The organism is Curtobacterium sp. MCBA15_016 (assembly GCF_001865105.1).
Lineage (GTDB): Bacteria > Actinomycetota > Actinomycetes > Actinomycetales > Microbacteriaceae > Curtobacterium.
This window is the reverse complement of sequence record NZ_MJGR01000010.1, coordinates 37,674-58,383: the sequence shown is the minus strand read 5'-3', so window position 1 is coordinate 58,383 and position 20,710 is coordinate 37,674. Positions and strand designations below refer to the sequence as shown.

20 protein-coding genes are annotated in these 20,710 nt (G+C 71.0%); 3 read left to right on the top strand and 17 right to left on the bottom strand.

Going from position 1 to position 20,710, the window contains the following annotated elements; translation table 11 throughout:
• Positions 1–101: 101 nt before the first annotated feature.
• The 13 genes from leuA to hrcA all read right to left on the bottom strand — a co-directional run bounded on the left by leuA (position 102) and on the right by hrcA (position 13,800).
• Positions 102–1,871 (bottom strand): 2-isopropylmalate synthase, encoded by a 1,770-nt coding sequence (gene leuA / locus BIV03_RS04575; RefSeq protein ID WP_071294827.1) that lies wholly within the window; start codon positions 1,869–1,871, stop codon positions 102–104.
• Positions 1,872–2,258: 387 nt separating this feature from the next.
• The gene (locus BIV03_RS04570; protein ID WP_071294826.1) at positions 2,259–3,659 is read right to left on the bottom strand and encodes an ABC transporter permease; all 1,401 of its coding nucleotides are present in this window, start codon (positions 3,657–3,659) and stop codon (positions 2,259–2,261) included.
• Positions 3,656–4,408, bottom strand: a complete 753-nt coding sequence (locus BIV03_RS04565) for an ABC transporter ATP-binding protein (RefSeq protein ID WP_071294825.1) — start codon at positions 4,406–4,408, stop codon at positions 3,656–3,658. The genes BIV03_RS04570 and BIV03_RS04565 overlap by 4 nt, the downstream gene beginning before the upstream one ends.
• 145 nt (positions 4,409–4,553) lie before the next feature.
• Positions 4,554–5,228, bottom strand: coding sequence for a response regulator transcription factor (locus BIV03_RS04560; protein ID WP_071294824.1), 675 nt, complete (start codon positions 5,226–5,228; stop codon positions 4,554–4,556).
• Positions 5,225–6,472: a sensor histidine kinase gene (locus BIV03_RS04555; RefSeq protein ID WP_139201858.1), complete on the bottom strand. Its 1,248-nt coding sequence runs from the start codon at positions 6,470–6,472 to the stop codon at positions 5,225–5,227. Before BIV03_RS04555 ends, BIV03_RS04560 begins: the two co-directional genes overlap by 4 nt.
• Before the next feature lie 68 nt (positions 6,473–6,540).
• Positions 6,541–7,479 carry a GTPase Era gene (gene era, locus BIV03_RS04550; protein WP_070418695.1) on the bottom strand — a complete coding sequence of 313 codons (939 nt, stop codon included), beginning with the start codon at positions 7,477–7,479 and terminating at the stop codon, positions 6,541–6,543.
• The gene (locus tag BIV03_RS04545; RefSeq protein WP_070418694.1) at positions 7,476–8,798 is read right to left on the bottom strand and encodes a hemolysin family protein; all 1,323 of its coding nucleotides are present in this window, start codon (positions 8,796–8,798) and stop codon (positions 7,476–7,478) included. The genes era and BIV03_RS04545 overlap by 4 nt, the downstream gene beginning before the upstream one ends.
• Before the next feature lie 4 nt (positions 8,799–8,802).
• On the bottom strand, positions 8,803–9,264 hold the full coding sequence (gene ybeY / locus BIV03_RS04540; protein WP_070418693.1) for an rRNA maturation RNase YbeY: 462 nt from the start codon (positions 9,262–9,264) through the stop codon (positions 8,803–8,805).
• Positions 9,261–10,322, bottom strand: a complete 1,062-nt coding sequence (locus tag BIV03_RS04535; protein WP_254790735.1) for a PhoH family protein — start codon at positions 10,320–10,322, stop codon at positions 9,261–9,263. Before BIV03_RS04535 ends, ybeY begins: the two co-directional genes overlap by 4 nt.
• Before the next feature lie 67 nt (positions 10,323–10,389).
• Positions 10,390–10,743: a histidine triad nucleotide-binding protein gene (locus BIV03_RS04530; RefSeq protein ID WP_070418691.1), complete on the bottom strand. Its 354-nt coding sequence runs from the start codon at positions 10,741–10,743 to the stop codon at positions 10,390–10,392.
• Between the two features lie 50 nt (positions 10,744–10,793).
• The gene (locus tag BIV03_RS04525) at positions 10,794–11,543 is read right to left on the bottom strand and encodes a 16S rRNA (uracil(1498)-N(3))-methyltransferase (RefSeq protein WP_071294822.1); all 750 of its coding nucleotides are present in this window, start codon (positions 11,541–11,543) and stop codon (positions 10,794–10,796) included.
• Positions 11,543–12,655 (bottom strand): molecular chaperone DnaJ, encoded by a 1,113-nt coding sequence (dnaJ, locus tag BIV03_RS04520; RefSeq protein WP_071294821.1) that lies wholly within the window; start codon positions 12,653–12,655, stop codon positions 11,543–11,545. Before dnaJ ends, BIV03_RS04525 begins: the two co-directional genes overlap by 1 nt.
• A 128-nt stretch (positions 12,656–12,783) precedes the next feature.
• Positions 12,784–13,800, bottom strand: coding sequence for a heat-inducible transcriptional repressor HrcA (gene hrcA / locus BIV03_RS04515; protein WP_071294820.1), 1,017 nt, complete (start codon positions 13,798–13,800; stop codon positions 12,784–12,786).
• A gap of 108 nt (positions 13,801–13,908) precedes the next feature.
• On the opposite strand from hrcA, the gene BIV03_RS04510 reads away from it, so the two are divergent.
• The gene (locus tag BIV03_RS04510) at positions 13,909–14,298 is read left to right on the top strand and encodes a DUF4870 domain-containing protein (RefSeq protein WP_070418687.1); all 390 of its coding nucleotides are present in this window, start codon (positions 13,909–13,911) and stop codon (positions 14,296–14,298) included.
• A gap of 1 nt (position 14,299) precedes the next feature.
• On the opposite strand, the gene hemW is transcribed toward BIV03_RS04510, so the two are convergent.
• The gene (gene hemW / locus BIV03_RS04505; RefSeq protein WP_071294875.1) at positions 14,300–15,517 is read right to left on the bottom strand and encodes a radical SAM family heme chaperone HemW; all 1,218 of its coding nucleotides are present in this window, start codon (positions 15,515–15,517) and stop codon (positions 14,300–14,302) included.
• 28 nt (positions 15,518–15,545) lie between these two features.
• Between hemW and BIV03_RS04500 the strand changes: the two genes are divergently transcribed.
• Positions 15,546–16,256 carry an HAD family hydrolase gene (locus tag BIV03_RS04500; RefSeq protein WP_071294819.1) on the top strand — a complete coding sequence of 237 codons (711 nt, stop codon included), beginning with the start codon at positions 15,546–15,548 and terminating at the stop codon, positions 16,254–16,256.
• 10 nt (positions 16,257–16,266) lie between these two features.
• Here BIV03_RS04500 and BIV03_RS04495 read toward each other — a convergent pair whose 3' ends face one another.
• Positions 16,267–16,914, bottom strand: a complete 648-nt coding sequence (locus BIV03_RS04495) for a DUF1990 family protein (protein WP_071294818.1) — start codon at positions 16,912–16,914, stop codon at positions 16,267–16,269.
• A gap of 133 nt (positions 16,915–17,047) precedes the next feature.
• Here BIV03_RS04495 and BIV03_RS04490 point away from each other — a divergent pair, with 133 nt between their 5' ends.
• Positions 17,048–17,536 carry a hypothetical protein gene (locus tag BIV03_RS04490; RefSeq protein ID WP_071294817.1) on the top strand — a complete coding sequence of 163 codons (489 nt, stop codon included), beginning with the start codon at positions 17,048–17,050 and terminating at the stop codon, positions 17,534–17,536.
• Positions 17,537–17,545: 9 nt separating this feature from the next.
• Here BIV03_RS04490 and lepA read toward each other — a convergent pair whose 3' ends face one another.
• Both lepA and BIV03_RS04480 read right to left on the bottom strand, forming a co-directional pair.
• The gene (lepA, locus tag BIV03_RS04485; RefSeq protein WP_071294816.1) at positions 17,546–19,393 is read right to left on the bottom strand and encodes a translation elongation factor 4; all 1,848 of its coding nucleotides are present in this window, start codon (positions 19,391–19,393) and stop codon (positions 17,546–17,548) included.
• A 70-nt stretch (positions 19,394–19,463) separates the two neighbouring features.
• A complete protein-coding gene (locus BIV03_RS04480) occupies positions 19,464–20,648 on the bottom strand; it encodes a pyridoxal phosphate-dependent aminotransferase (protein ID WP_071294874.1) in 1,185 nt (394 codons plus the stop codon).
• Positions 20,649–20,710 lie beyond the last annotated feature (62 nt).

Genomic DNA, 20,710 nt, shown 5'->3' with positions numbered 1-20,710 from the left:
CCCGCTCGCGGCGCGCGCGCACGCACGCACGCACCAGCGCGACCACGCACAGGAGGCGCGGTGCGGGACGGACCCGCACCGCGCCTCCTGGACGGAACGCGTTACGCCGAGACCAGCTCCGACGCGCCGGACGCAGCCCCCGCGCGCACCGCGCGGTTGACCGCCGAGACGATCGCCTTGAGCGACGCGGTGGCGATGTCGGCGTCGATCCCGACGCCCCACAGCCGGACGCCGTCGACGTCGAGCTCGACGTAGGACGCGGCCTGCGCGTCACCCGACGCGCTCATCGTGTGCTCCGAGTAGTCGTAGAGCGTCACGTCGACGCCCTGCTCCCGCATGACCGTGAGGAACGCGTCGATCGGGCCCGTCCCGACGGCGTCGGACGTGATCGAGCCGTCGTCGACGCGCAGGGCGACCGAGAGCTTCGTCGTGCCGTCGAAGTCGCTCGACGTCGCCGTCTTCGTGATCTCGTAGCGGCCCCACTTGTCGGACTCGTCTGCCGCGGGCAGGTACTCGTCGCGGAAGAGGTCCCAGATGCGCTCGGACGAGAACTCGCCGCCCTCGGCGTCGGTGCGCTGCTGCACGACCCCGGAGAACTCGATCTGCAGCTTGCGGGGCAGGTCGATCGAGTGGTCCGTCTTGAGCAGGTAGGCGACGCCGCCCTTGCCGGACTGGGAGTTGACGCGGATCACGGCCTCGTACGAACGGCCGATGTCCTTCGGGTCGACGGGCAGGTACGGCACCGCCCACGCGATCTCGTCGATGTCCTTGCCGGCGGCCGCGGCCTTGGCCTTCATGGCCTCGAAGCCCTTGTTGATGGCGTCCTGGTGCGAGCCGCTGAACGCCGTGTAGACGAGGTCACCCGCCCACGGCTGGCGCTCCGGCACCGGCAGCTGGTTGCAGTACTCGACCGTGCGCTTGATCTGGTCGATGTCCGAGAAGTCGATCTCGGGGTCGATCCCCTGCGTGAACAGGTTCATGCCGAGTGCGACCAGGTCGACGTTGCCGGTGCGCTCACCGTTGCCGAACAGGCAGCCCTCGATGCGGTCGGCGCCGGCCATGTACCCGAGCTCCGCGGCCGCGACGGCGGTGCCACGGTCGTTGTGGGGGTGCAGGGAGAGGATGACGTCCTCGCGGTGGGCCAGGTTGCGGGACATCCACTCGATCGAGTCGGCGTAGACGTTCGGCGTCGCCATCTCGACGGTCGCCGGCAGGTTGATGATCACCTTGCGGTCGGGCGTCGGCTCGAAGACCTCGAGCACGGCGTTGCAGATCTGGACCGCGACCTCGAGCTCGGTGCCCGTGTACGACTCGGGCGAGTACTCGTAGAAGACCTTCGTGTCGTGCTGCAGGGTCGCCTCGGCCGCACGGCACAGCTTCGCGCCGGACACCGCGATGTCGACGACGCCCTGCACGTCGGTGCGGAACACGACCTCGCGCTGGACGATCGACGTCGAGTTGTACAGGTGCACGATGGCCTGCTTCGCGCCGTCGATCGCCTCGTACGTGCGGTTGATGAGGTGCTCGCGCGCCTGGGTCAGCACCTGGATCGTGACGTCGTCGGGGATCGCGCCCTCGTCGATGAGCGAGCGGACGAAGTCGAAGTCGGTCTGCGAGGCGCTCGGGAACCCGACCTCGATCTCCTTGTAGCCCATGCGGACGAGCAGGTCGAACATGGCGCGCTTGCGCTCGGAGTCCATCGGGTCGATCAGGGCCTGGTTGCCGTCGCGCAGGTCGACCGCGCACCAACGCGGTGCCTCGTCGATGCGCTTCGTCGGCCAGGTGCGGTCCGGGAGGTCGACACGGATCTGCTCGTGGAAGGGGACGTACTTGTGGATCGGCATCCCGGAGGGGCGCTGGGTGTTCTGCATCGTTTCGTCGCTTTCGTCGTCAGGTGTGGGTCAGGCCACGACGGACTCCGCGACGAGGTGGGCCGTTGTGTCAGGCCTCGTCGCGGCAGCGAAGGAGGAGGAGCGCCGAGTACATCGGGTCCACGGTAGCACCGGCGGCGGTCCGTGTGACAGAGCGAGCCGCCGCGGGGCGCCGAGGTCGCACGACGTGCACCCGGCGGCCGGGGTGCCGAGGTCGCACGACATGCCGCGGCCTGGGCGTCGAGGTCGCACGAACCGTCGCCCGCAGGCACCGCGAGCGACACTTCGTGCGACCTCGGCCGACCCGAACGAGCGAACGTGCGACCTCGGCCGGCCCGAGCGACGGAACGTGCGACCCGAGCGACCCGAACGACCGCGAGCGGCGTCTCAGTCGACCGCCAGCGCCTCCGTCGGCGGCACCCGCATCGCACGCCGCACCGGCGCGATCGTCGCGACCACCGCGAGGACCAACGCTCCTACGACCACGATCCCCACCGTCAACGGCGGCAGCACCGGCGTCGTCGCGAAGCCGAGCGAACCGAGCAACGTCTGCCCACCGACCCACCCGTAGAAGGTGCCGAGCACGAGCCCGGTGACGACGGCTGCGACGACCATCTGGACGGCCTCGGTGACGATCATCCGTCGGACCTGCGCCCCGGTCAGCCCGAGCACCCGCAGCAGCCCGAGCTCCCGCCGGCGCTGCAGCACCCCGAGGGCGAGCGCGTTCACGACCCCCACCGCGGCGATCACGGCGGAGAACCCGACGATGACGCTCACCACGGCGTTCAGCTGGACGAAGAAGTCACGCTGCCCCTCGAGCATCTCCTTCGTCATCTGCCCCTGGTCCATGGCCTGCAGCTGGGCACCGAGCACGTGCTGCATGATGCCGAGCGCCACGGCGAACGTGACGAGCAGGGTGACGCCGATGACGAGCCCGATGGTCGCCCGTGCGGACCGGCCGGGTGCACGCATGGCGTTGCGGCCGGCGAGCAGGACGACGGGGTCACGGGCCCCGATGCGTCCGATGAGCTGCAGCACGGGCGGCATCACGATCGTCGCACCGACGGCCACCCCGGCGAAGGAGACGAAGCCCCCGAGCGCTGCCGGCAGGACCGCGATGGGCGAGAGCCCGCTGGCGAGCAGCCCGACGAGCAGGAGCAGGCCGCCCGCAGCCATGAGCACGATCGCCCAGACCTTCCGAGCGGTCCCGGAGCGGACGTCGTCGTGACTCGGTTCGACGCTCGACGAGAGCGCCTCGAGCGGGGTCACGGTGAGCACCCGCCGCGAACCGGCCGCGAACGCACCCCAGGTCGCGAGGACGACCGCCACGACCGGGAGCACGAGCTCCCACGGCACGATCGTGTACGCGGTGTCCGGCAGGAACCCGTTGCCCCGCAGCACGACGACGAAGAGCGCACTGAGCCCCGTGCCGACGACCGCCCCGATCAGACTGCCGAGTACCCCGACGACGAGGCCGGTCCGGGTGATCCGTGCACGCAACGAGGCGCCGGTCGCCCCGACGAGCCGCTGCAGCGCGATGATGCGGGTCTGCCCGGCGATGAGCGTGGCGCAGGTGTTCGCCGTGACGATCGCACCGACGTAGAGGGCGATGCCGAGGAAGAGCCACCCGACGACCGAGAGGATCGCCTTCACCGGGCCGAGCTCGGAGAGACCGGAGGCCGCCAGGGCCTCGGTGACGATCCCCGGCGCGATGACCAGTGCCGACCCGAAGGTGGTGCCGAGCGCCGCGACGAGGACGGTCGGGGCGAACGCGCGGACGCCGTTCACGCTGCGGTCTCCATCCCGAGCATCGTGGTCGAGATCGCCGCGGCGTCCATCGCCGGACGATCCCCCACCACACGACCATCCGCCAAGAACAGGATCCGATCAGCATTCGCCGCAGCCACCGGATCGTGCGTCACCATCACCACGCTCTGCCCCCACTCCGACACCGCACCCCGCAAGATCTGCAACACATCACGACCCGTCCGCGAATCCAACGCCCCCGTCGGCTCGTCCGCGACCACCACCGCCGGCCGCGACGCCAACGCCCGCGCGATCGCCACCCGCTGCTGCTGCCCACCCGACAACTGGTGCGGACGATGCGACAACCGATCCCCCAACCCCAGCATCTCCACGAGACGATCGATCCACGCCGACTCCTCGCGAGTCACCTTGTGCCCACCCAACAGGAACGGCAACCGGATGTTCTCCGCCACATCCAACGTCGGCACCAGGTTGAACGACTGGAACACGAACCCCAACCGACGACGCCGTAACTCCGTCAACTCCCTGTCACCCAACCCCGTGACGTCAACCCCGTCGATCCAGATCCGACCCGACGACACCTGGTCGAGCCCCGCCGCGACGTGCATCAACGTCGACTTCCCCGAACCCGACGGCCCCATCACCGCCGTGAACTCCCCCGCACCGATGTCGACGCTCACATCGTCCAACGCCGTCACCCGCCGCACGGCATCGCCGTAGTGCTTCGAAACGCGGTCGAGACGGATGATCGGTCTGCTGCTCGTGGTCATGACTCCACGATGACGGCCAGGAGGCACGCCCCGCGTCGGCCCAGCGGCTCCTGTGGATCGTCCGCTCGGCTCCACTGCCTGGGGAGAAGTCATCCTGACGGATGACGGACCGTCAGCGCGCAGCGCGCAGCCGGACACCCCGCGGTCAGTCGGCCTTCGCGACCAGACCGTGCTCGTGCGCGAACACCACGAGCCGCACCCGGTCCCGCAGCTCGAGCTTCGTGAGGACGCGCGAGATGTGCGTCTTCACCGTCGCCTCGCTCACGTACTCGTGCTGCGCGATCTCGCTGTTGCTGAAGCCCCGCGCCGCCAGGTCGAAGATCTCCCGTTCGCGCGGCGTCAGGTCGGCGAACGCGGCCGGCACCGAGGCCGCCTGCTCGCTCGTGTCCTCGTAGCGGCGGAGGAGCTCACGGGTCGCCGACGCCGCGAACACGGCCGTCCCGGCGTGCACCGTGCGGATCGCCGCGAGCAGGAACTCCGGGTCGGCGTCCTTCAGCACGAACCCGCTCGCGCCGGCTCGGATCGCCTTCGCCGCTGCCTCGTCGAAGTCGAACGTGGTGAGCACGAGCACCTTCGCGCCGTCGGTCCCACTGTCCTCGACGATGCGGGCGGTGGCGGTGATGCCGTCCATCACGGGCATGCGGACGTCCATGAGCACGACGTCGGGACGCCCGCGCCGCACGAGCTCCACGCCCTCCGCACCGTCCCCGGCCTCGCCGACGAACTGGAGGTCGGCCTGCGAGTCGATGAGCATCCGGATGCCGGTGCGGAACAGGGCCTGGTCGTCGACGAGCGCGACGCGGATCGGGGTGTCGTTCATCGGCCGGTGCGCTCCTGGAGGGTCGAGGGTGTGGTCGGGACGAGCCCGCGCGGCATCTGGCCGCTCGCGGGGACGGACGGCATCCGGACCGCGACCGCGAAGTCGTCGCCCCGCGGTCCCGCGGTCATCGTCCCCCCGGTCATGGTGGCACGTTCGCGCATGCCGACCAGCCCGTGTCCGGTGCCGGGCCCGCGCGTGCCGTCGTCGGCGCGCCGGTTGACGACCGTGATCTCGACGGTGTCCGGCCGGTACGTGAGGCTGGCGCGCACCGGAGTGTTCGGCTCGCCGTGCTTCCACGCGTTCGTCAGGCTCTCCTGGACGATCCGGTAGACGGCGAGCTGTGTCGTGGTCGGCAGGCCCGACGAATCGCCCTCGCGCTCGACCCGCACGTCGAGGCCGACGCCACGCATCTCGCCGATCAGCCGGTCGATGTCGTCGATCTCCGGGGTCGGTGCGGTGCCCTGCTCGTGCCGCAGCGCACCGAGCAGTTCGCGCACGTCACCGAGGGCACGGCGGGCGGTGCTCGAGATGGTCCCGAGCGCTTCGTCGGCGATGGCCGGGTCCGCCTTCAGCGCGTACCGGGCGCCGTCCGCCTGGGCGATCACGACCGCCAGCGAGTGCGCGACGATGTCGTGCATGTCCCGGGCGATCCGGACGCGTTCCTGCTCCACGGCGACGGCGCGATCGGCCCGTGCGGCGTCGCGCTCGGCGAGGAGCTGGGCCTCTCGGCTCATGCTCGCCGACCGCCGGGTGCGGAGCACGAGACCGGCGAGCCACGGCAGGAGGAGCAGCAGCAGCACGATCGCGAAGTAGGCGATCGCGACCTTGAGCGACTCCTGCTCGGGCGTCGTCGCCGTCACGATGCCCTGCCGCTGCCGGTAGTCGTCGAGACCGAGGTAGACGGCCGCCGTCACCGGACCGACGATCGACGACACCAGGCCCGCCAGCCGGACGCGCCGGCTGCCGTAGCGGCTCGTCGAGTACACCACCCCGGCGATGAACGCGTTCGACAGGTCGGGCATCTGCAGGGTGACCATCTCGAGGACGGCGAACACCCACGCCACACCGAGCGCGAGCCCCGGCGACAGGCGCCGGAGCGCCAGCGCGGCCGTCATGCCGAGGACCGTCAGGAGCGCGAACGGCGAGTCCAGTCCCCGCGCGGTCACGACGAGCACGAGCGCGCCGAGCAGGACCGCGATCACGACGTCGGTGATCACCTGCGCACGCAGCATGGGACGGAACACCACACCACGGTACGTCCAGGAGGCGCGGTGCGCGTCCGCCTCCAGGTTGACGTCAGCAGACGGTCGGGTCAGAAGCCCAGTCGCCCGAGCTGCTTCGGGTCGCGCTGCCACTCCTTCGCGACCTTCACCCGGATGTTGAGGTACACGTGGCGACCGCCGAGCAGCGCCTCGATCTCGGTACGGGCCCGCGACCCGACGTCCTTGAGGCGCTCCCCCTTGCGGCCGATGACGATCGCCTTCTGGCTGTCCCGCTCGACGAAGAGGTTCGCGAAGATGCGCAGCGGGCCGTCCGGTTCGTCGTCCTCGTCGGGCTCGACGACGTCCTCGATCACGACGGCGAGCGAGTGCGGCAGCTCGTCGCGCACGCCCTCGAGCGCGGCTTCGCGGATGAGTTCGCCGATCCGCTCCTCGTCGGTCTCCTCGGTCACCGCGGCGTCGTCGTAGAGCTGGGGCGACTCGGGCAGCAGCGACGTGATCACGCCGAGCAGGTCCTCGAGCTGCAGTCCTCTCGTGCCCGAGGTCGGCACGATGGCGTCCCACTCGCGGAGCTTCGACACCGCGAGCAGTTGCTCCCCGACCTTGTCCTTGGCGGCCCGGTCGATCTTCGTGACGATGGCGACCTTCTTCGCACGCGGGTACTGGTCCAGCGTGTCGTTGATGAACCGGTCGCCGGGGCCGATCGGCTCGTTCGCCGGGACGCAGAGCCCGATGACGTCGACGTCCCCGAGGGTGGACTGCACGAGGTCGTTCAGCCGCTCGCCGAGCAGGGTGCGCGGTCGGTGCACGCCGGGGGTGTCGACGATGATGACCTGGCCGTTCGGTCGGTGCACGATCCCGCGGATGGCGCGGCGGGTGGTCTGCGGCTTCGACGAGGTGATCGCGACCTTCTGGCCGACGAGCGCGTTCGTCAGCGTGGACTTCCCGACGTTCGGGCGCCCCACGAACGAGACGAACCCGGCACGGTACGGCTCGGTCGGTCCGGCGGTGGCTGGCGTGGTGTCGGTCATGCGTGCGTGGTTCCCGTCGTGGTGGATGCTGCGTCGTCGAAGGCGTCCTCGACGTCCGCGAGTCCGGGCGTGCGCTCGGCGAGCACGGTGATGAGGTGGCGGCGCTTGCCCTCGACCCGGTCGGCCGTGAGCACGACGCCGGACACGGTGACGCTGTCGCCGCTGATCGCCAGGTGGCCGAGCTCCTTGGTGAGCAGCCCGCCGGCGGTGTCGACGTCGTCGTCCTCGAGCTCGATGCCGAACAGGTCGCCGAGGTCGTCGATCGGCAGTCGGGCGGAGATCCGCCAGACGCCCGGCTCGACCTCGACCCGGTCGACCACGGCGCGGTCGTACTCGTCCGAGATGTCGCCGACGAGCTCCTCGATGAGGTCTTCCATCGTGACGAGCCCGGCGACGCCGCCGTACTCGTCGACGACGAGCACGAGGTGGTTCTTCGCGACCTGCATGTGGCGCAGGGTGTCGTCGGCGGCCTTCGACTCCGGCACGAACTCCGCCGGGCGCAGGAGCGTCGTGACCCGCTTGGTACCGGACCCCGGGCGCTCGTACAGGGCCCGGGCGACGTCGCGCAGGTAGAGGACCCCGAGCACGTCGTCGCTGCCCTTGCCGGTGACGGGCATGCGGGAGACGCCCGCGGCGAGGAACTGCTCCATGCCGCTCGCGAGGGTGTCCGAACCGTCGACGGTGAGCATGTCGGTGCGCGGCACCATCACCTCGCGCACGAGGGTGTCGCTGAACTCGAAGACCGAGTGGATGAGCTCGCGGTCGTCCTGCTCGAGGACGTTGCTCTCGGTGGCCTCGTCGACGAGCGACAGCAGCTGCTCCTCGCTCGACACCGTCGAGGCACTGCCCCCGCGCCCGGGCGTGACGCGGTCGCCGATCGCCACGAGCAGGCCGGCGAGCGGACCGAGCACGATGCGCACGGCCCGGACGAGCCCGCCCGTGGTCGCGATGAGCCGTTCGGCGTGCGCGCGACCGACGCTGCGCGGGCTGGACCCGACGAGGACGAACGACACCGCGGTCATGATCGCGGCGGCCACGATGAGCGCGACCCACCACGTGTCGAAGACCATCACGAGTGCGATCGTGACGAGCACGGCGGCGGCGGTCTCGGCGAGCACCCGGAAGAAGTTGAGCGCGTTGACGTGCGCCCCGACGTCGTCGCCGACCGCCTCGATGGCGCGGCGGTGCTTGCTCTCCCGCGCGATCTCGTCGAGGTCGGCGCGGGACAGGACGGAGAGCGCGGCGTCGGACGCGGCGAGGAGGCCACCGACGACGACCAGCACGAACGCCACCGCCAGCAGGCCGACGACGAGCAGCATCAGCTCACCGCCCGCGGCGCTGGGCGGCGAAGGCCGTGAGGATCTCGCCCTGCAGCCCGAACATCTCCGCCTTCTCGTCCGGCTCGGCGTGGTCGAACCCGAGCAGGTGCAGGATGCCGTGGCAGGTCAGCAGGAGCATCTCGTCGGTGCTCGAGTGCCCGGCGGTCTTCGCCTGTTCCTCGGCCACCTGCGGGCAGAGCACGATGTCGCCGAGCAGCCCGGCGGGCGTCGGGTCGTCCTCGGTGCCCGGACGGAGTTCGTCCATCGGGAAGCTCAGGACGTCGGTCGGCCCGGGTTCGTCCATCCACCGGACGTGCAGCTGCTCCATCGCGCCCTCGTCGACGAGCACGATCGCGAGCTCCGCATCGGCGTGGACGTGGAGCGCGTCGAGCGCGAAGGCGGCGAGGCGCTGGATGGCTGCCTCGTCGACCTCGACGCCGGACTCGTTGTTGAGCTCGATGCTCACCGGTTCCCTCCTCGGGAGTCGTTCTGGGGGTACGGGGAGCGCTGGCGGTCCTGCGGCGGACGCCCCCGTCGCTCGGCGCGGTTCGCACCGGCGGGGTTCGGCGTGGCGGCGCTGCCCCGGCCGCCCGGGCGGTACCCGGACTGCTCGGCGAGGCGTTCCTCGTCGTAGACGGTGTAGGCGTCCACGATCCGTCCGACGAGCGTGTGGCGGACGACGTCCTCGCTGCCGAGGCGGGCGAAGTGGATGTCGTCGACATCGCCGAGGATGCGCGTGACGAGCCGGAGCCCGGACAGGTTGCCCGGCAGGTCGACCTGGGTGATGTCACCCGTGACGACCATCTTCGAGCCGAACCCGAGCCGCGTCAGGAACATCTTCATCTGCTCGGGCGTCGTGTTCTGCGCCTCGTCGAGGACCACGAACGAGTCGTTCAGCGTGCGTCCGCGCATGTACGCCAGCGGGGCCACCTCGACCGTGCCGGCGGCCAGGAGCTTCGGGACCAGCTCGGGGTCCATCATCTCGTTGAGCGCGTCGTAGAGCGGACGCAGGTACGGGTCGATCTTGTCGGTGAGGGTGCCCGGGAGGAACCCGAGCCGCTCGCCGGCCTCGACCGCGGGGCGCGTCAGGATGATCCGGGTGACCTCGCGCCGCTGCAGCGCCTGGACGGCCTTCGCCATCGCGAGGTACGTCTTGCCGGTACCGGCGGGGCCGATGCCGAACGTGATCGTGTGCTCGTCGATGGCGTCGACGTAGGCCCGCTGCCCGTCGGTCTTCGGCCGCACGGACTTGCCGCGGCTCGACACGATCGGCGTGCCGAAGGTGTCGGACGGCTTGCGGTCCTCGTCCAGGAGCTTCGCGGAGACGGGGATGTCGGACGGCCCGATGTCCTGCCCGCGCTTCACCATGCCGACGAGCTCGTCGACGAGGGCGTGCGCGCGCGCGACGTCGCGTTCGGGCCCGGTCAGCGTGACCTCGTTGCCACGCACGAGCACGCGGACGCCCGGGTACTGGCGTTCGACGGTCTTGAGCAGTCGGTCCTGGGGGCCGAGCAGCTGCACCATGGCGATGCCGTCGACCTGGATCGAGGCCGACACGTCCGTCGGGTCGGCCGGGGTGGGTGCTGGTTCGTTAGCCGGCAAGGGTGCCTTCCTGCAGTTCACCTGCGAGTACGTGCGCGTGCACGTGGAACACGGTCTGACCGGCGGCTTCGCCGGTGTTGAAGACGAGTCGGTACTGGCCGCCGGCGCGCTCGTCGGCGATGCGCTGCGCGGTGGCGACCAGGTGGGCGAGGAGGTCCGGGTCACCGGCTGCGAGCTCGGTGACGTTCCGGTACTGCTCGGTCTTGGGGATGACGAGCACGTGGACGGGTGCCTTCGGCGCGATGTCCTCGATGGCGATCACGCGGTCGTCCTCGGCGACGACGGTCGCCGGGATCTCGCGCGCGATGATCCGGGAGAAGATGCTGGGCGTGCTGGTGCTCATGGCTCCATCGTAGAACGCGGTACCGACGCCACGCCTTCCCGATCCGGGCGCTACCAGCGACCGAGCCGCGTCTGGAGGACCGCGAGCGCGGCCGGGCCGGCAGTGGACGTCCGGAGCACCGTGTCGCCGAGGCGGACCCGGACGGCGCCGGCGGCCACCAGCCGGTCGAACTCGGAACCGTCGATGCCGCCCTCGGGTCCGACGACGAGCACGATCTCGGCGACGTCGCTCGGCGGTTCCCACTCGGAGAGCCGGACGTCGCCGACCGGGTCCAGCACGAGGACGGCGCGAGCACCGTCGGCCGCGCCGGGAGCCGGAGCCGCGAGCTGCCCGGTCGTCACCGGCGCGTCGACGACGGGCACCCGGGAACGGATCGCCTGCTTCGACGCCTCGTGCGCGATCGCCGTCCAGCGTGCGCGGCCCTTCTCGACCTTCGCGCCGTCCCAGCGGGAGACGCTGCGGGCCGCCGACCACGGCACGATCCGGTCGACACCGATCTCGGTCGCCGCCTGCACCGCCATCTCGTCGCGGCCGCCCTTCGCGAGCGCCTGCACGAGCGTGAGCGTCGGTGTGGGTGCGTCGTCGACGGCGACCGTGGACACCGCCAACGAGAGCGTGTCCCGCCCGAGCGCGGCCACGGCCCCGGTCACGACGGTGCCACGACCGTCGGACAGGCGCAGCGTCTCCCCCACCCGGACCCGGGCGACCGTGACGGCGTGGCGTCCCTCCGCCCCGTCGAGCGGGACGGTGTCGCCGACCGTGACGCCGTCGAGCGACCCGACGAGGTAGAGCGATGCCATCAGAAGTTGAAGAACCGGTCGCGGAGCTTGCCGAACATGCCCTGCTGGAAGCGGGCGAGCTGCGGCTTCGCGGCCTTGTGCGACTTCGCGAGCTGCTCGACGAGCTGCCGTTCCTTGTGCGAGAGCTTCGTCGGCGTCACGACCTGCACACCGACCCGGAGGTCGCCGCGACCGTTGCCCCGGAGCTTCGTGATGCCGCGGTCCTTGATCACGAGGACGTCGGCGCTCTGCACACCAGGCCGGACCTCGAGCTCGACCGGGCCGTCGAGCCCGTCGATCGTCGCGGTCGTCCCGAGCACGGCGTCGGTCATCGCGACCTCGAGCGTGGCGAGCAGGTCGTCCCCGTCGCGGCTGAACACGTCGTGGTGGCGCACCCGGATCTCGAGGTAGAGGTCACCGGAGGGGCCACCGGCCGGGCCGACCTCGCCCTGGCCGGGCATCTGCAGGCGGAGCCCGGAGTCGACGCCGGCGGGGACGTCGACCGGCACCGTGCGGCGTGCGCGGACGCGTCCCTGGCCCTGGCACGTCGGGCACGGGTTCGGGATGACGGTGCCGTACCCGCGGCAGGTGCCGCAGGGCGCGCTCGTCACGACGTTGCCGAGGAGCGAGCGGACCTGGCGCTGGATGTGGCCGGTGCCGCCGCAGATGTCGCACGTCTGCGGGCTCGTGCCCGGCGCACAGCAGGAACCGCCGCACGTCTCGCACAGCACCGCGGTGTCGACCTCGACGTCCTTGTGGGTGCCGAAGACGACCTCGTCGAGGTCGACGTCGATGCGGAGCAGGGCGTCCTGTCCGCGCTCGGCACGGCTGCGCGGGCCGTTGCCACGACCGCCGCCGCCACCGCCACCGAAGAACGCGTCGAAGATGTCGCTGAACCCGCCGGCTCCGCCACCGAAGGGGCTGTCGGCCTGGGGCCCGGCGTCGTACCGGCGGCGCTGCTCGGGGTCGCTCAGCACGTCGTACGCGTGCGTGACGTCCTTGAAGCGCTCGGCCGCGTCGGGGCTCGGGTTCACGTCCGGGTGCAGTTCGCGCGCCAGACGGCGGTACGCCTTCTTGATGTCGGCATCGGAGGCGTCCTTCTGGACGCCGAGGACGTCGTAGTGGTCTGCCACGTATCCCTCAGTCGGTTCGGTTCGGTCGGTCGGGTGCGGCGGTCGCCGCGGTTCTGGTGGTCGTCGGTGGGCCTGGAGGCGCGGGTCGCCCCGTCGGGACCGGCTCGCTCAGGCGCGTGGGCACCTGGTCAATGTTCACCCAGGAGTTTGGACAGGTACCGTGCGACGGCGCGCACGGCGGCCATGTTCGTGCCGTAGTCCATCCGGGTCGGCCCGAGCACGCCGAGCCGGGCGAGTTCGCCGCCGGCCAGGTAGCCGCCGGCGACGATGCTCGTCGCGTCGAGCCCGTACTCGGCGTTCTCCACGCCGATGCGCGCCGCGACGCCGTCGTCGATCTGCATCTCACCGAACAGGCGGAGCAGGGTCACCTGTTCCTCGATCGCCTCGAGCACGGGGAAGAGCCCGCCCGAGAAGTCCTGCTCGCTCTTGGCGAGGTTCGCCGCACCGGCCATCACCAGGCGGTCCTGCCGGTTGGCGGCGACCTGCTCGATGAGGGTCGCGACGACGACCCCGGCGAGCGGCTGGGCGTCGGGGCGGATCTGCTGCGGCACCGCGCGGAGCGCCGTCGAGACGTCCTGCAGCAGCAGCCCGACGCTGGCGCCGTTCACCACCGTGCGGAGTTCGATGAGCGAGCCCTCGTCGAGCGCCACGTCGGTCTCCACGACGCGCTGCTCGACCCGGGCGGTGTCGGTGATGAGCACGACCATCAGGCGGTTGTCGCCGAGGCGGACGAGCTCGATGTGCTGGACACGCGCGCGCACCATCGAGGGGTACTGCACGAGGGCGACCTGGTTCGTGAGCTGGCTGAGCAGCCGGACCGTGCGGCCGAGGACCTCGTCGAGGTCGTTCGGCGCCCCGAGGAACGTCTCGATCGCGTGCCGCTGGGCGCTGGACAGCGGCCGCGCGCCGGCGAGGTGGTCGACGAAGACGCGGTACCCCTTGTCGGTGGGGACGCGACCGGACGAGGTGTGCGGTGCCGCGATGAGTTGCTCGTCCTCGAGCTGGGCCATGTCGTTCCGGATCGTGGCGGCGCTGACCCCGAAGGCGTGCCGCTCGACGATCGTCTTCGAACCGACCGGCTCGCGCGACGCGACGTAGTCCCGCACGATGGCCTTGAGGACCTCGAGGCTGCGCTCGCTGACCACCCGGACCCCTTCCACTCGATCTGGCACTCGGACGTGTCGACTGCTGATCCTACGCCCGACCACCGACGGACCGGGACTTCTCCACACGCCTGCCAGTACGCTTCCGCCATGACCTACGGACAGCAGCCCGGTGGCCCCCAGTTCCCGGGCGGGTACCAGCCGCCCCAGCCGATGTCGCCCGAGGACCAGCGCCTCTGGGCCACGCTCACGCACATCGGCGGCATCTTCTTCAACTTCGTCGCGCCGCTCGTGGCCTACCTCGTCCTGCGCGATCGCGGCGGCTTCATCCGCGAGCACACGCGCGTGGCGCTGAACTTCCACATCACGATGGCGATCGCCTACGTCGCCGCGGGCCTCTTGACCATCGTGCTGATCGGCGCGGTGCTCCTGCCGGTGATCGGGATCCTGACGATCATCTTCGGGATCATGGCCGCCGTCGCAGCCAACCGCGGGCAGTTCTACCGCTACCCGCTCTCGATCGAGTTCATCAAGCAGTAGCTCAGTCGAGCAGCTCGCGGACCACCGCGTCCGCGAGCAGGCGACCCCGCAGGGTCAACTCGATCCGTCCCCGCACCGCGGCCGACCCGTCCACGAGACCACGTGCGATGAGGCCGGCGACGCGGCCCCGTGCCTCCTGGCCCAGCTCGCTCGTCGCCAGCTCACCGCGGACCCGCGCCGCGAGCAGCACGCGCTCGACGTACCGGGTCTCGTCGTCGAGGGTCTCGCGGCCGGCCGCGGGCGACTCGCCCTGCAGCACCCGGTTCGCGTACGCGGCGGGGTGCTTCACGTTCCACCAGCGGGTTCCGGCGACCGCGGAGTGCGCGCCCGGGCCGACGCCCCACCAGTCGTGGCCCTTCCAGTAGGACAGGTTGTGCCGGCTCGCGTGGTGGTCGCCGCGGGACCAGTTCGAGACCTCGTACCAGGAGTACCCGGCGTCACCGAGGACCTGGTCGGCCAGCTCGTACATGTCCGCCGCGAGGTCGTCGTCCGGCGCCGGCAGCTCGCCGCGTGCGACCATCCGGCCCATCGCGGTGCCGTCCTCGACGATGAGCGAGTACGCCGAGACGTGGTCGGGAGCACACGCCAGGGCCGCGTCCAGCGAGGTGCGCCAGTCGTCGAGGGATTCGCCCGGCGTCGAGTAGATGAGGTCGAGCGAGACGTCGAGCCCCTGCTGCTTCGCGGCGTCCACGACGAGCGGCACGCGCTCGGGGTCGTGCGTCCGGTCGAGCGTCGCGAGCACGTGCGGCACCGCGGACTGCATGCCGTAGCTCACCCGGGTGAACCCGCCGGCGCGCAGCGTCGCCAGGGACGACTCGTCGACGGAGTCCGGGTTCGCCTCGGTCGTGACCTCGGCCCCGGGCAGGATGCCCCAGGTGTCGTCGATCGCCCGCAGGATCATCACGAGGTCGGACGCCGGCAGCATCGTCGGCGTCCCCCCGCCGAAGAACACCGTCGACACCGGTCGCCGCGGGACGCCGGAGCGGTCGAGGACGTCCGCCGCGAAACGGATCTCCTGCACGGCGTGCCCGGCGTAGTCGTCCCGCCGGACCCCGCGGAGCTCGGACGCCGTGTAGGTGTTGAAGTCGCAGTAGCCGCACCGCACGCGGCAGAACGGCACGTGCACGTACACGCCGAACGGGACGTCACCGGCTCCGGCCGCGGGCGAGAGCAGCCCGTCCGCTGGTGCGGGATCGGCGATCGGGAGAGCACTCGGCATGGACTCCATTGTCCGTCATGATGGAGGCATGGAGCACCACCCCGTCCCCACCACGGTGCTGTGGGACATCGACGGCACCCTCGTGATGAACGCCTCCTCGCCGGGCAACCTCTACCACCTCGCGCTCGAGCGGGCGGTGGGTCGCGACCTCGTCCTCCGCGTCGGCCACCAGCACGGCCGCACCGACGCCGGGCTCATCGCCGAGCACGTCCGGGCCCACGACCTGGACGACTCGCTCATCCCCACCGTGAGCCGCCACCTGCACGACCTGACCGAGGAACGGCACGTGTCCGGCGACCACCGGAGCCCGGCTCCGGGTGCGATCGCCCTCGTCCGACGGTTCGCCGAGCTCGGCTGGCGCAACGGACTGCTGACCGGCAACTCCCCCTACCGTGCCCGCGTGAAGCTGCTGGGCGCCGGATTCGACGTCGACGCGTTCGACTGGGAGCACTCGTACTTCGGGGACGCCGAGGTCGAGCGCAGCGGGGTGACCGCGCGTGCTGCCGATGCCCTCGCGGGCACCCGGGCCGTCATCGTCGGGGACACCCCGCGGGACGGCGAGGCGGCCGAGGCCGTCGGGATCCCGTTCCTCGCGGTGGCGACCGGGGTGTTCGACGTCGACGCGCTCCGCGCCACGGGTGCCGTGACGATCGCCCGGAACTGCGTCGACGACGCGTCGCTCATCGAGGACGCCATCGCGGCGCTGCCGCCGCTCCGCCCGGTCGGCGAGGACTCCTAGCCGAGCAGACCTAGTCGCCGCGGAGCGCTTCGAGGTACTTCTGCGCCATCACGCGCTGCTGCCGACGGAGCAACGGGGCCACGAACTGCCACTTCCGGCTCGACGGCTGCGAGAACTGCCGGATCTGCAACCACACCGAGCCGTCCGAGGTCCGCTCGACGACGAAGGACTCCTCGCCCGAGAGCGGGTGCCCCTCGAGCGTGCCGTACGCGAAGCCCTTGCGGTCGGTCTCGTCGATGATCGAGACGACCCGGACCGGCGCCTGCACCGTCTGGCCGAACGCGTGCATCGTCAGCGTCGCGCTCGTCCCCGCCGTCACGAGCGGCGTGCCGTCCGGGGCGAACTTCTCCACCCGCGGCGTCCCGATCGAGGCCGGGGCGATCGGCACGCCGTCCTCGTCGAAGGTCACCGGGTTGTAGCGGACCTCGTCGTCGTCGGGCTGTTCCTCGACGTGCACGCGGATCCCGCTGCGCTCCTGGATCTGCCAGGTCAGGGCCTGGGTCACCGCGGTCTCGAAGCGCTGGTCGCCGTGGCCGATCCGGGAGCGCGACTCGGACGGGGCGAACCCCTCCGGCGGGTACGTCATGAGGTCCGGCGCCTGGGTCGCACCCACGGCTCCGTACGTCAGGGCGGTCCGGTAGCTCCCGCGGGTACTCATGCGGCCCACTGTACTGGGGACTCGTCCCCCGGATCGAACCGAGTCGTCCTCGGGTGCGCAACCGGCGGTCCGCTTTCCGCGCGCCCCGAACTGGAGGCCCGACACCCGTCCGACACGCCCCTATCGTGGGTGCGTGCCCCGCTCCCCCCTCGCTCGCGCGCGGTCCGTCGACCGCACGACGGCCGCGTTCGCCGTCCTGACGCTCGCGGCGTTCGGACTGGCGGCGACGGCACGGGCCGCGGTCGAGTGGGCGACGGCCGGCCTCGGCGCTCCCTCCCGGTACGTCACGACGCCGCCGGGGGACGTCGACGTGTTCGACACCGCGAACGCCATCGCGGCGTTCGGGGCGTGCAGCGCCGGAGCGGGTGTGCTCCTGTTCGGGGTGACGCTCGTGCTCGCGGTGCGCCGACACTCGGCACGCCGGCTGCCCTACGTGCTCGGGTTCTGCACGCTGGCGATGGTGGTCGGGTCGGTGGTGGCCGGGTTCGCCGCGGCGGCGCAGGCCGACTACGACACGGCTGCCGGACTCGTCATCCTGCGGACCGCACTCGCAGGACTGGCCGCGGCGAGCCTCCCGGCACTGGGCCTCGCAGCGTTGCGGGCTCGCGCCCGCCGCGTCTGACGCGCTCCGCTACTTCTTCTTCTCTTCGACGTCGCCGGAGAGCGCCGCGATGAAGGCTTCCTGCGGGACCTCGACACGACCCACCATCTTCATGCGCTTCTTGCCCTCCTTCTGCTTCTCGAGGAGCTTGCGCTTGCGGGTGATGTCACCGCCGTAGCACTTCGCGAGGACGTCCTTGCGCATCGCCCGGATGCTCTCGCGGGCGATGATCCGGGCGCCGATGGCGGCCTGGATCGGGACCTCGAACTGCTGGCGCGGGATGAGCTTGCGCAGGCGCTCGGTCATCAGCGTGCCGTAGGCGTACGCCTTGTCGCGGTGCACGATCGCGCTGAACGCGTCGACCTGCTCGCCCTGGAGCAGGATGTCGACCTTCACGAGGTCGGCCGCCTGGTCACCCGTGGGCTCGTAGTCGAGCGACGCGTAGCCCTGGGTCTTGCTCTTCAGCTGGTCGAAGAAGTCGAAGACGATCTCACCGAGGGGCATCTCGTACCGGATCTCGACGCGGTCCTCGCCGAGGTACTCCATGCCGAGCAGCGATCCGCGGCGCGACTGGCACAGCTCCATGATCGCGCCCACGTAGTCCTTCGGCGCGAGGATGGCCGCACGGACCATCGGCTCGCGGACCTCGACGATGCGACCGCCGGGGAACTCGGACGGGTTCGTGACCTCGGTCACGGTGTTGTCCTCGTTCGTGACCTCGTAGATCACGCTCGGGGCCGTGGTGATGAGGTCGAGCCCGAACTCGCGGCTGAGGCGCTCGGTGATGATCTCGAGGTGGAGCAGGCCGAGGAAGCCGCAGCGGAAGCCGAAGCCGAGCGCCACCGACGTCTCCGGCTCGTACACGAGGGCGGCGTCGGACAGCTTGAGCTTGTCGAGCGCCTCACGGAGGTCGGGGTAGTCCGAGCCGTCGATCGGGTACAGGCCCGAGAACACCATCGGCTTCGGGTCGGTGTACCCGGCCAGCGCCTCGGTCGCGGGCTTCTGCGCCGTCGTGACCGTGTCGCCGACCTTCGACTGGCGGACGTCCTTCACCCCGGTGATGAGGTACCCGACCTCGCCGACGGAGAGACCCTTCGTCGGCTTCGGCTCGGGCGCGGACACGCCGATCTCGAGGATCTCGTGCGTCGACTTGGTCGACATCATCTGGACCTTCTCGCGCGGGTGGATCGTGCCGTCCACCATCCGCACGTACGTCACGACGCCGCGGTAGCTGTCGTAGACCGAGTCGAAGATCATCGCGCGGGGCGGAGCGTCCACGTCGCCCACGGGGGCCGGCACGGAGCCGACGACCCGGTCGAGCAGTTCGGCCACGCCCACGCCGGTCTTGCCGGACACGCGCAGGACGTCGTCGGGCGAGCCGCCGATGAGCTGCGCGAGCTCGGCCGCGTACTTCTCCGGCTCGGCCGCCGGCAGGTCGATCTTGTTCAGGACCGGGATGATCTCGAGGTCGTTCTCGAGCGCCAGGTAGAGGTTGGCGAGCGTCTGGGCCTCGATGCCCTGCGCCGCGTCGACCAGGAGGATCGCTCCCTCGCACGCCGCGAGCGACCGGGACACCTCGTACGAGAAGTCCACGTGACCGGGCGTGTCGATCATGTTGAGGGCGTACGTCTGCCCGTCGAGCTCCCACGGCATGCGCACCGCCTGGGACTTGATCGTGATGCCGCGCTCGCGCTCGATGTCCATGCGGTCGAGGTACTGCGCACGCATGGCGCGGTCCTCGACGATGCCGGTGATCTGCAGCATGCGGTCGGCCAGCGTGGACTTGCCGTGGTCGATGTGCGCGATGATGCAGAAGTTGCGGATCGCGTCGGCCGGGGTCGAGGCGGGCTCGAGCGGCGCGGATGCTTGTGGGCTCACGGTTCCTCGGGGTGGGTCGGACGGTCGAACGATTGTCCCACGTCCGCGCGGCGGCGGCGCGCACGTCCCGTCAGACCACGGCGTGCTCCGGCGCCGGCAGCGCACCCAGTCCGCGGCGCAGGTCCGCCGGCGTCGCCGCGAGGCACACACGGATCCAGCCCTCGCCGGTCCGGCCGAACGCGCTCCCGGGCGCCACGGCGACCCGCTCCCGCTGGAGGAACCCGAGCGCCCACTCCGCGACGTCGCCCTGCGAGGCGTGGGACATGTCGATCCACAGGTAGAAGGCGCCGCGCGGGTCGAGGTAGTGGATGCCGGCGGCGTCGAGCACCTCCTTCGCGACGCCGAGGTTGGCGCGGTAGTGCTCGCGGGCGTCCTGCACGGCGGAGTGGTCCCCCACGATCGCCGCGAGGGCCGCCCACTGGTCGGGTTCGGCGACGCAGCTGATCATCGCCTCCTGGGTCGTCCGCATCGTCGGGCCGAGCCCCTTCGGCGTGACGAGGTACCCGACACGGACGCCCGTCATCGCGTAGGTCTTGCTCAGCGAGAAGGCGGTGAAGACACGGTCGTCCTCGTCGAGGCTCGCCAGGCTGACGTGGCGCGTGCCGTAGGTGAAGTACTCGTAGACCTCGTCGCTGATCACCCAGAGGTCGTGCCGCTTCGCCAGGGCGAGCAGGTCGCGGAGGGTCTGCTCGCCGAACACCGAGCCGAGCGGGTTCGACGGCGAGTTCACGACGAGGGCGCGGGTCCGCTCGGTGATGCTCGCCTCGAGGGCCTGCAGGTCGGGCTCGAACCCGTGCTGCGGCTCGAGCCGGTACGGCACCGGCGTCGCTCCGATGATGTGGGCGTTCATCGTGAAGGTCGTGTAGCCGGGGTCCGGCACGAGGACCTCGTCGCCGGGGCTCAGCACGAGGGTCATCGCCTGGAAGAGCGCCTGCGTCGCGCCGATCGTCATCCAGATCTGCTCGACGTCGACCTCGATCCGGTTCTCGCGGCGGAGCTTGTCGCGGATGGCCTCCCGAAGCGGGGCGATGCCACCGTTCGGGGTGTAGTCGGTGCGGTCCTCGGTCCATGCGCGCCGGGCGGCCTCGCCGATGTGCGCCGCGACGGGCACGTCGGGTTCGCCGATGACGAGCATCGCGATGTCCGTGCCGGTCGCCTGGTCCGTCTGCTCGGCCTGCATGCGGGCGGCTTGCTCGAACACCCGGCGGATGCCGGAGGCGGGGACGGTCTCGATGCGGGGCGCGAGCGATGGCATGCTCGTCACGGTAGCGAACGGTTGTTGCGGCACGGTTTCGGCGTTTCGGTGCTTTGGTCCAG

Bases quoted from the DNA above. Each gene is read 5' to 3' on its own strand.
- leuA (WP_071294827.1), bottom strand. From the start codon at position 1,871: ATGCAGAACACCCAGCGCCCCTCCGGGATGCCGATCCACAAGTACGTC.
- BIV03_RS04565 (WP_071294825.1), bottom strand. From the start codon at position 4,408: ATGACCACGAGCAGCAGACCGATCATCCGTCTCGACCGCGTTTCGAAG.
- BIV03_RS04560 (WP_071294824.1), bottom strand. From the start codon at position 5,228: ATGAACGACACCCCGATCCGCGTCGCGCTCGTCGACGACCAGGCCCTG.
- era (WP_070418695.1), bottom strand. From the start codon at position 7,479: ATGACCGACACCACGCCAGCCACCGCCGGACCGACCGAGCCGTACCGT.
- BIV03_RS04545 (WP_070418694.1), bottom strand. From the start codon at position 8,798: ATGCTGCTCGTCGTCGGCCTGCTGGCGGTGGCGTTCGTGCTGGTCGTC.
- BIV03_RS04535 (WP_254790735.1), bottom strand. From the start codon at position 10,322: ATGGTGCAGCTGCTCGGCCCCCAGGACCGACTGCTCAAGACCGTCGAA.
- BIV03_RS04530 (WP_070418691.1), bottom strand. From the start codon at position 10,743: ATGAGCACCAGCACGCCCAGCATCTTCTCCCGGATCATCGCGCGCGAG.
- BIV03_RS04525 (WP_071294822.1), bottom strand. From the start codon at position 11,543: ATGGCATCGCTCTACCTCGTCGGGTCGCTCGACGGCGTCACGGTCGGC.
- BIV03_RS04510 (WP_070418687.1), top strand. From the start codon at position 13,909: ATGACCTACGGACAGCAGCCCGGTGGCCCCCAGTTCCCGGGCGGGTAC.
- hemW (WP_071294875.1), bottom strand. From the start codon at position 15,517: ATGCCGAGTGCTCTCCCGATCGCCGATCCCGCACCAGCGGACGGGCTG.
- BIV03_RS04500 (WP_071294819.1), top strand. From the start codon at position 15,546: ATGGAGCACCACCCCGTCCCCACCACGGTGCTGTGGGACATCGACGGC.
- BIV03_RS04495 (WP_071294818.1), bottom strand. From the start codon at position 16,914: ATGAGTACCCGCGGGAGCTACCGGACCGCCCTGACGTACGGAGCCGTG.
- BIV03_RS04480 (WP_071294874.1), bottom strand. From the start codon at position 20,648: ATGCCATCGCTCGCGCCCCGCATCGAGACCGTCCCCGCCTCCGGCATC.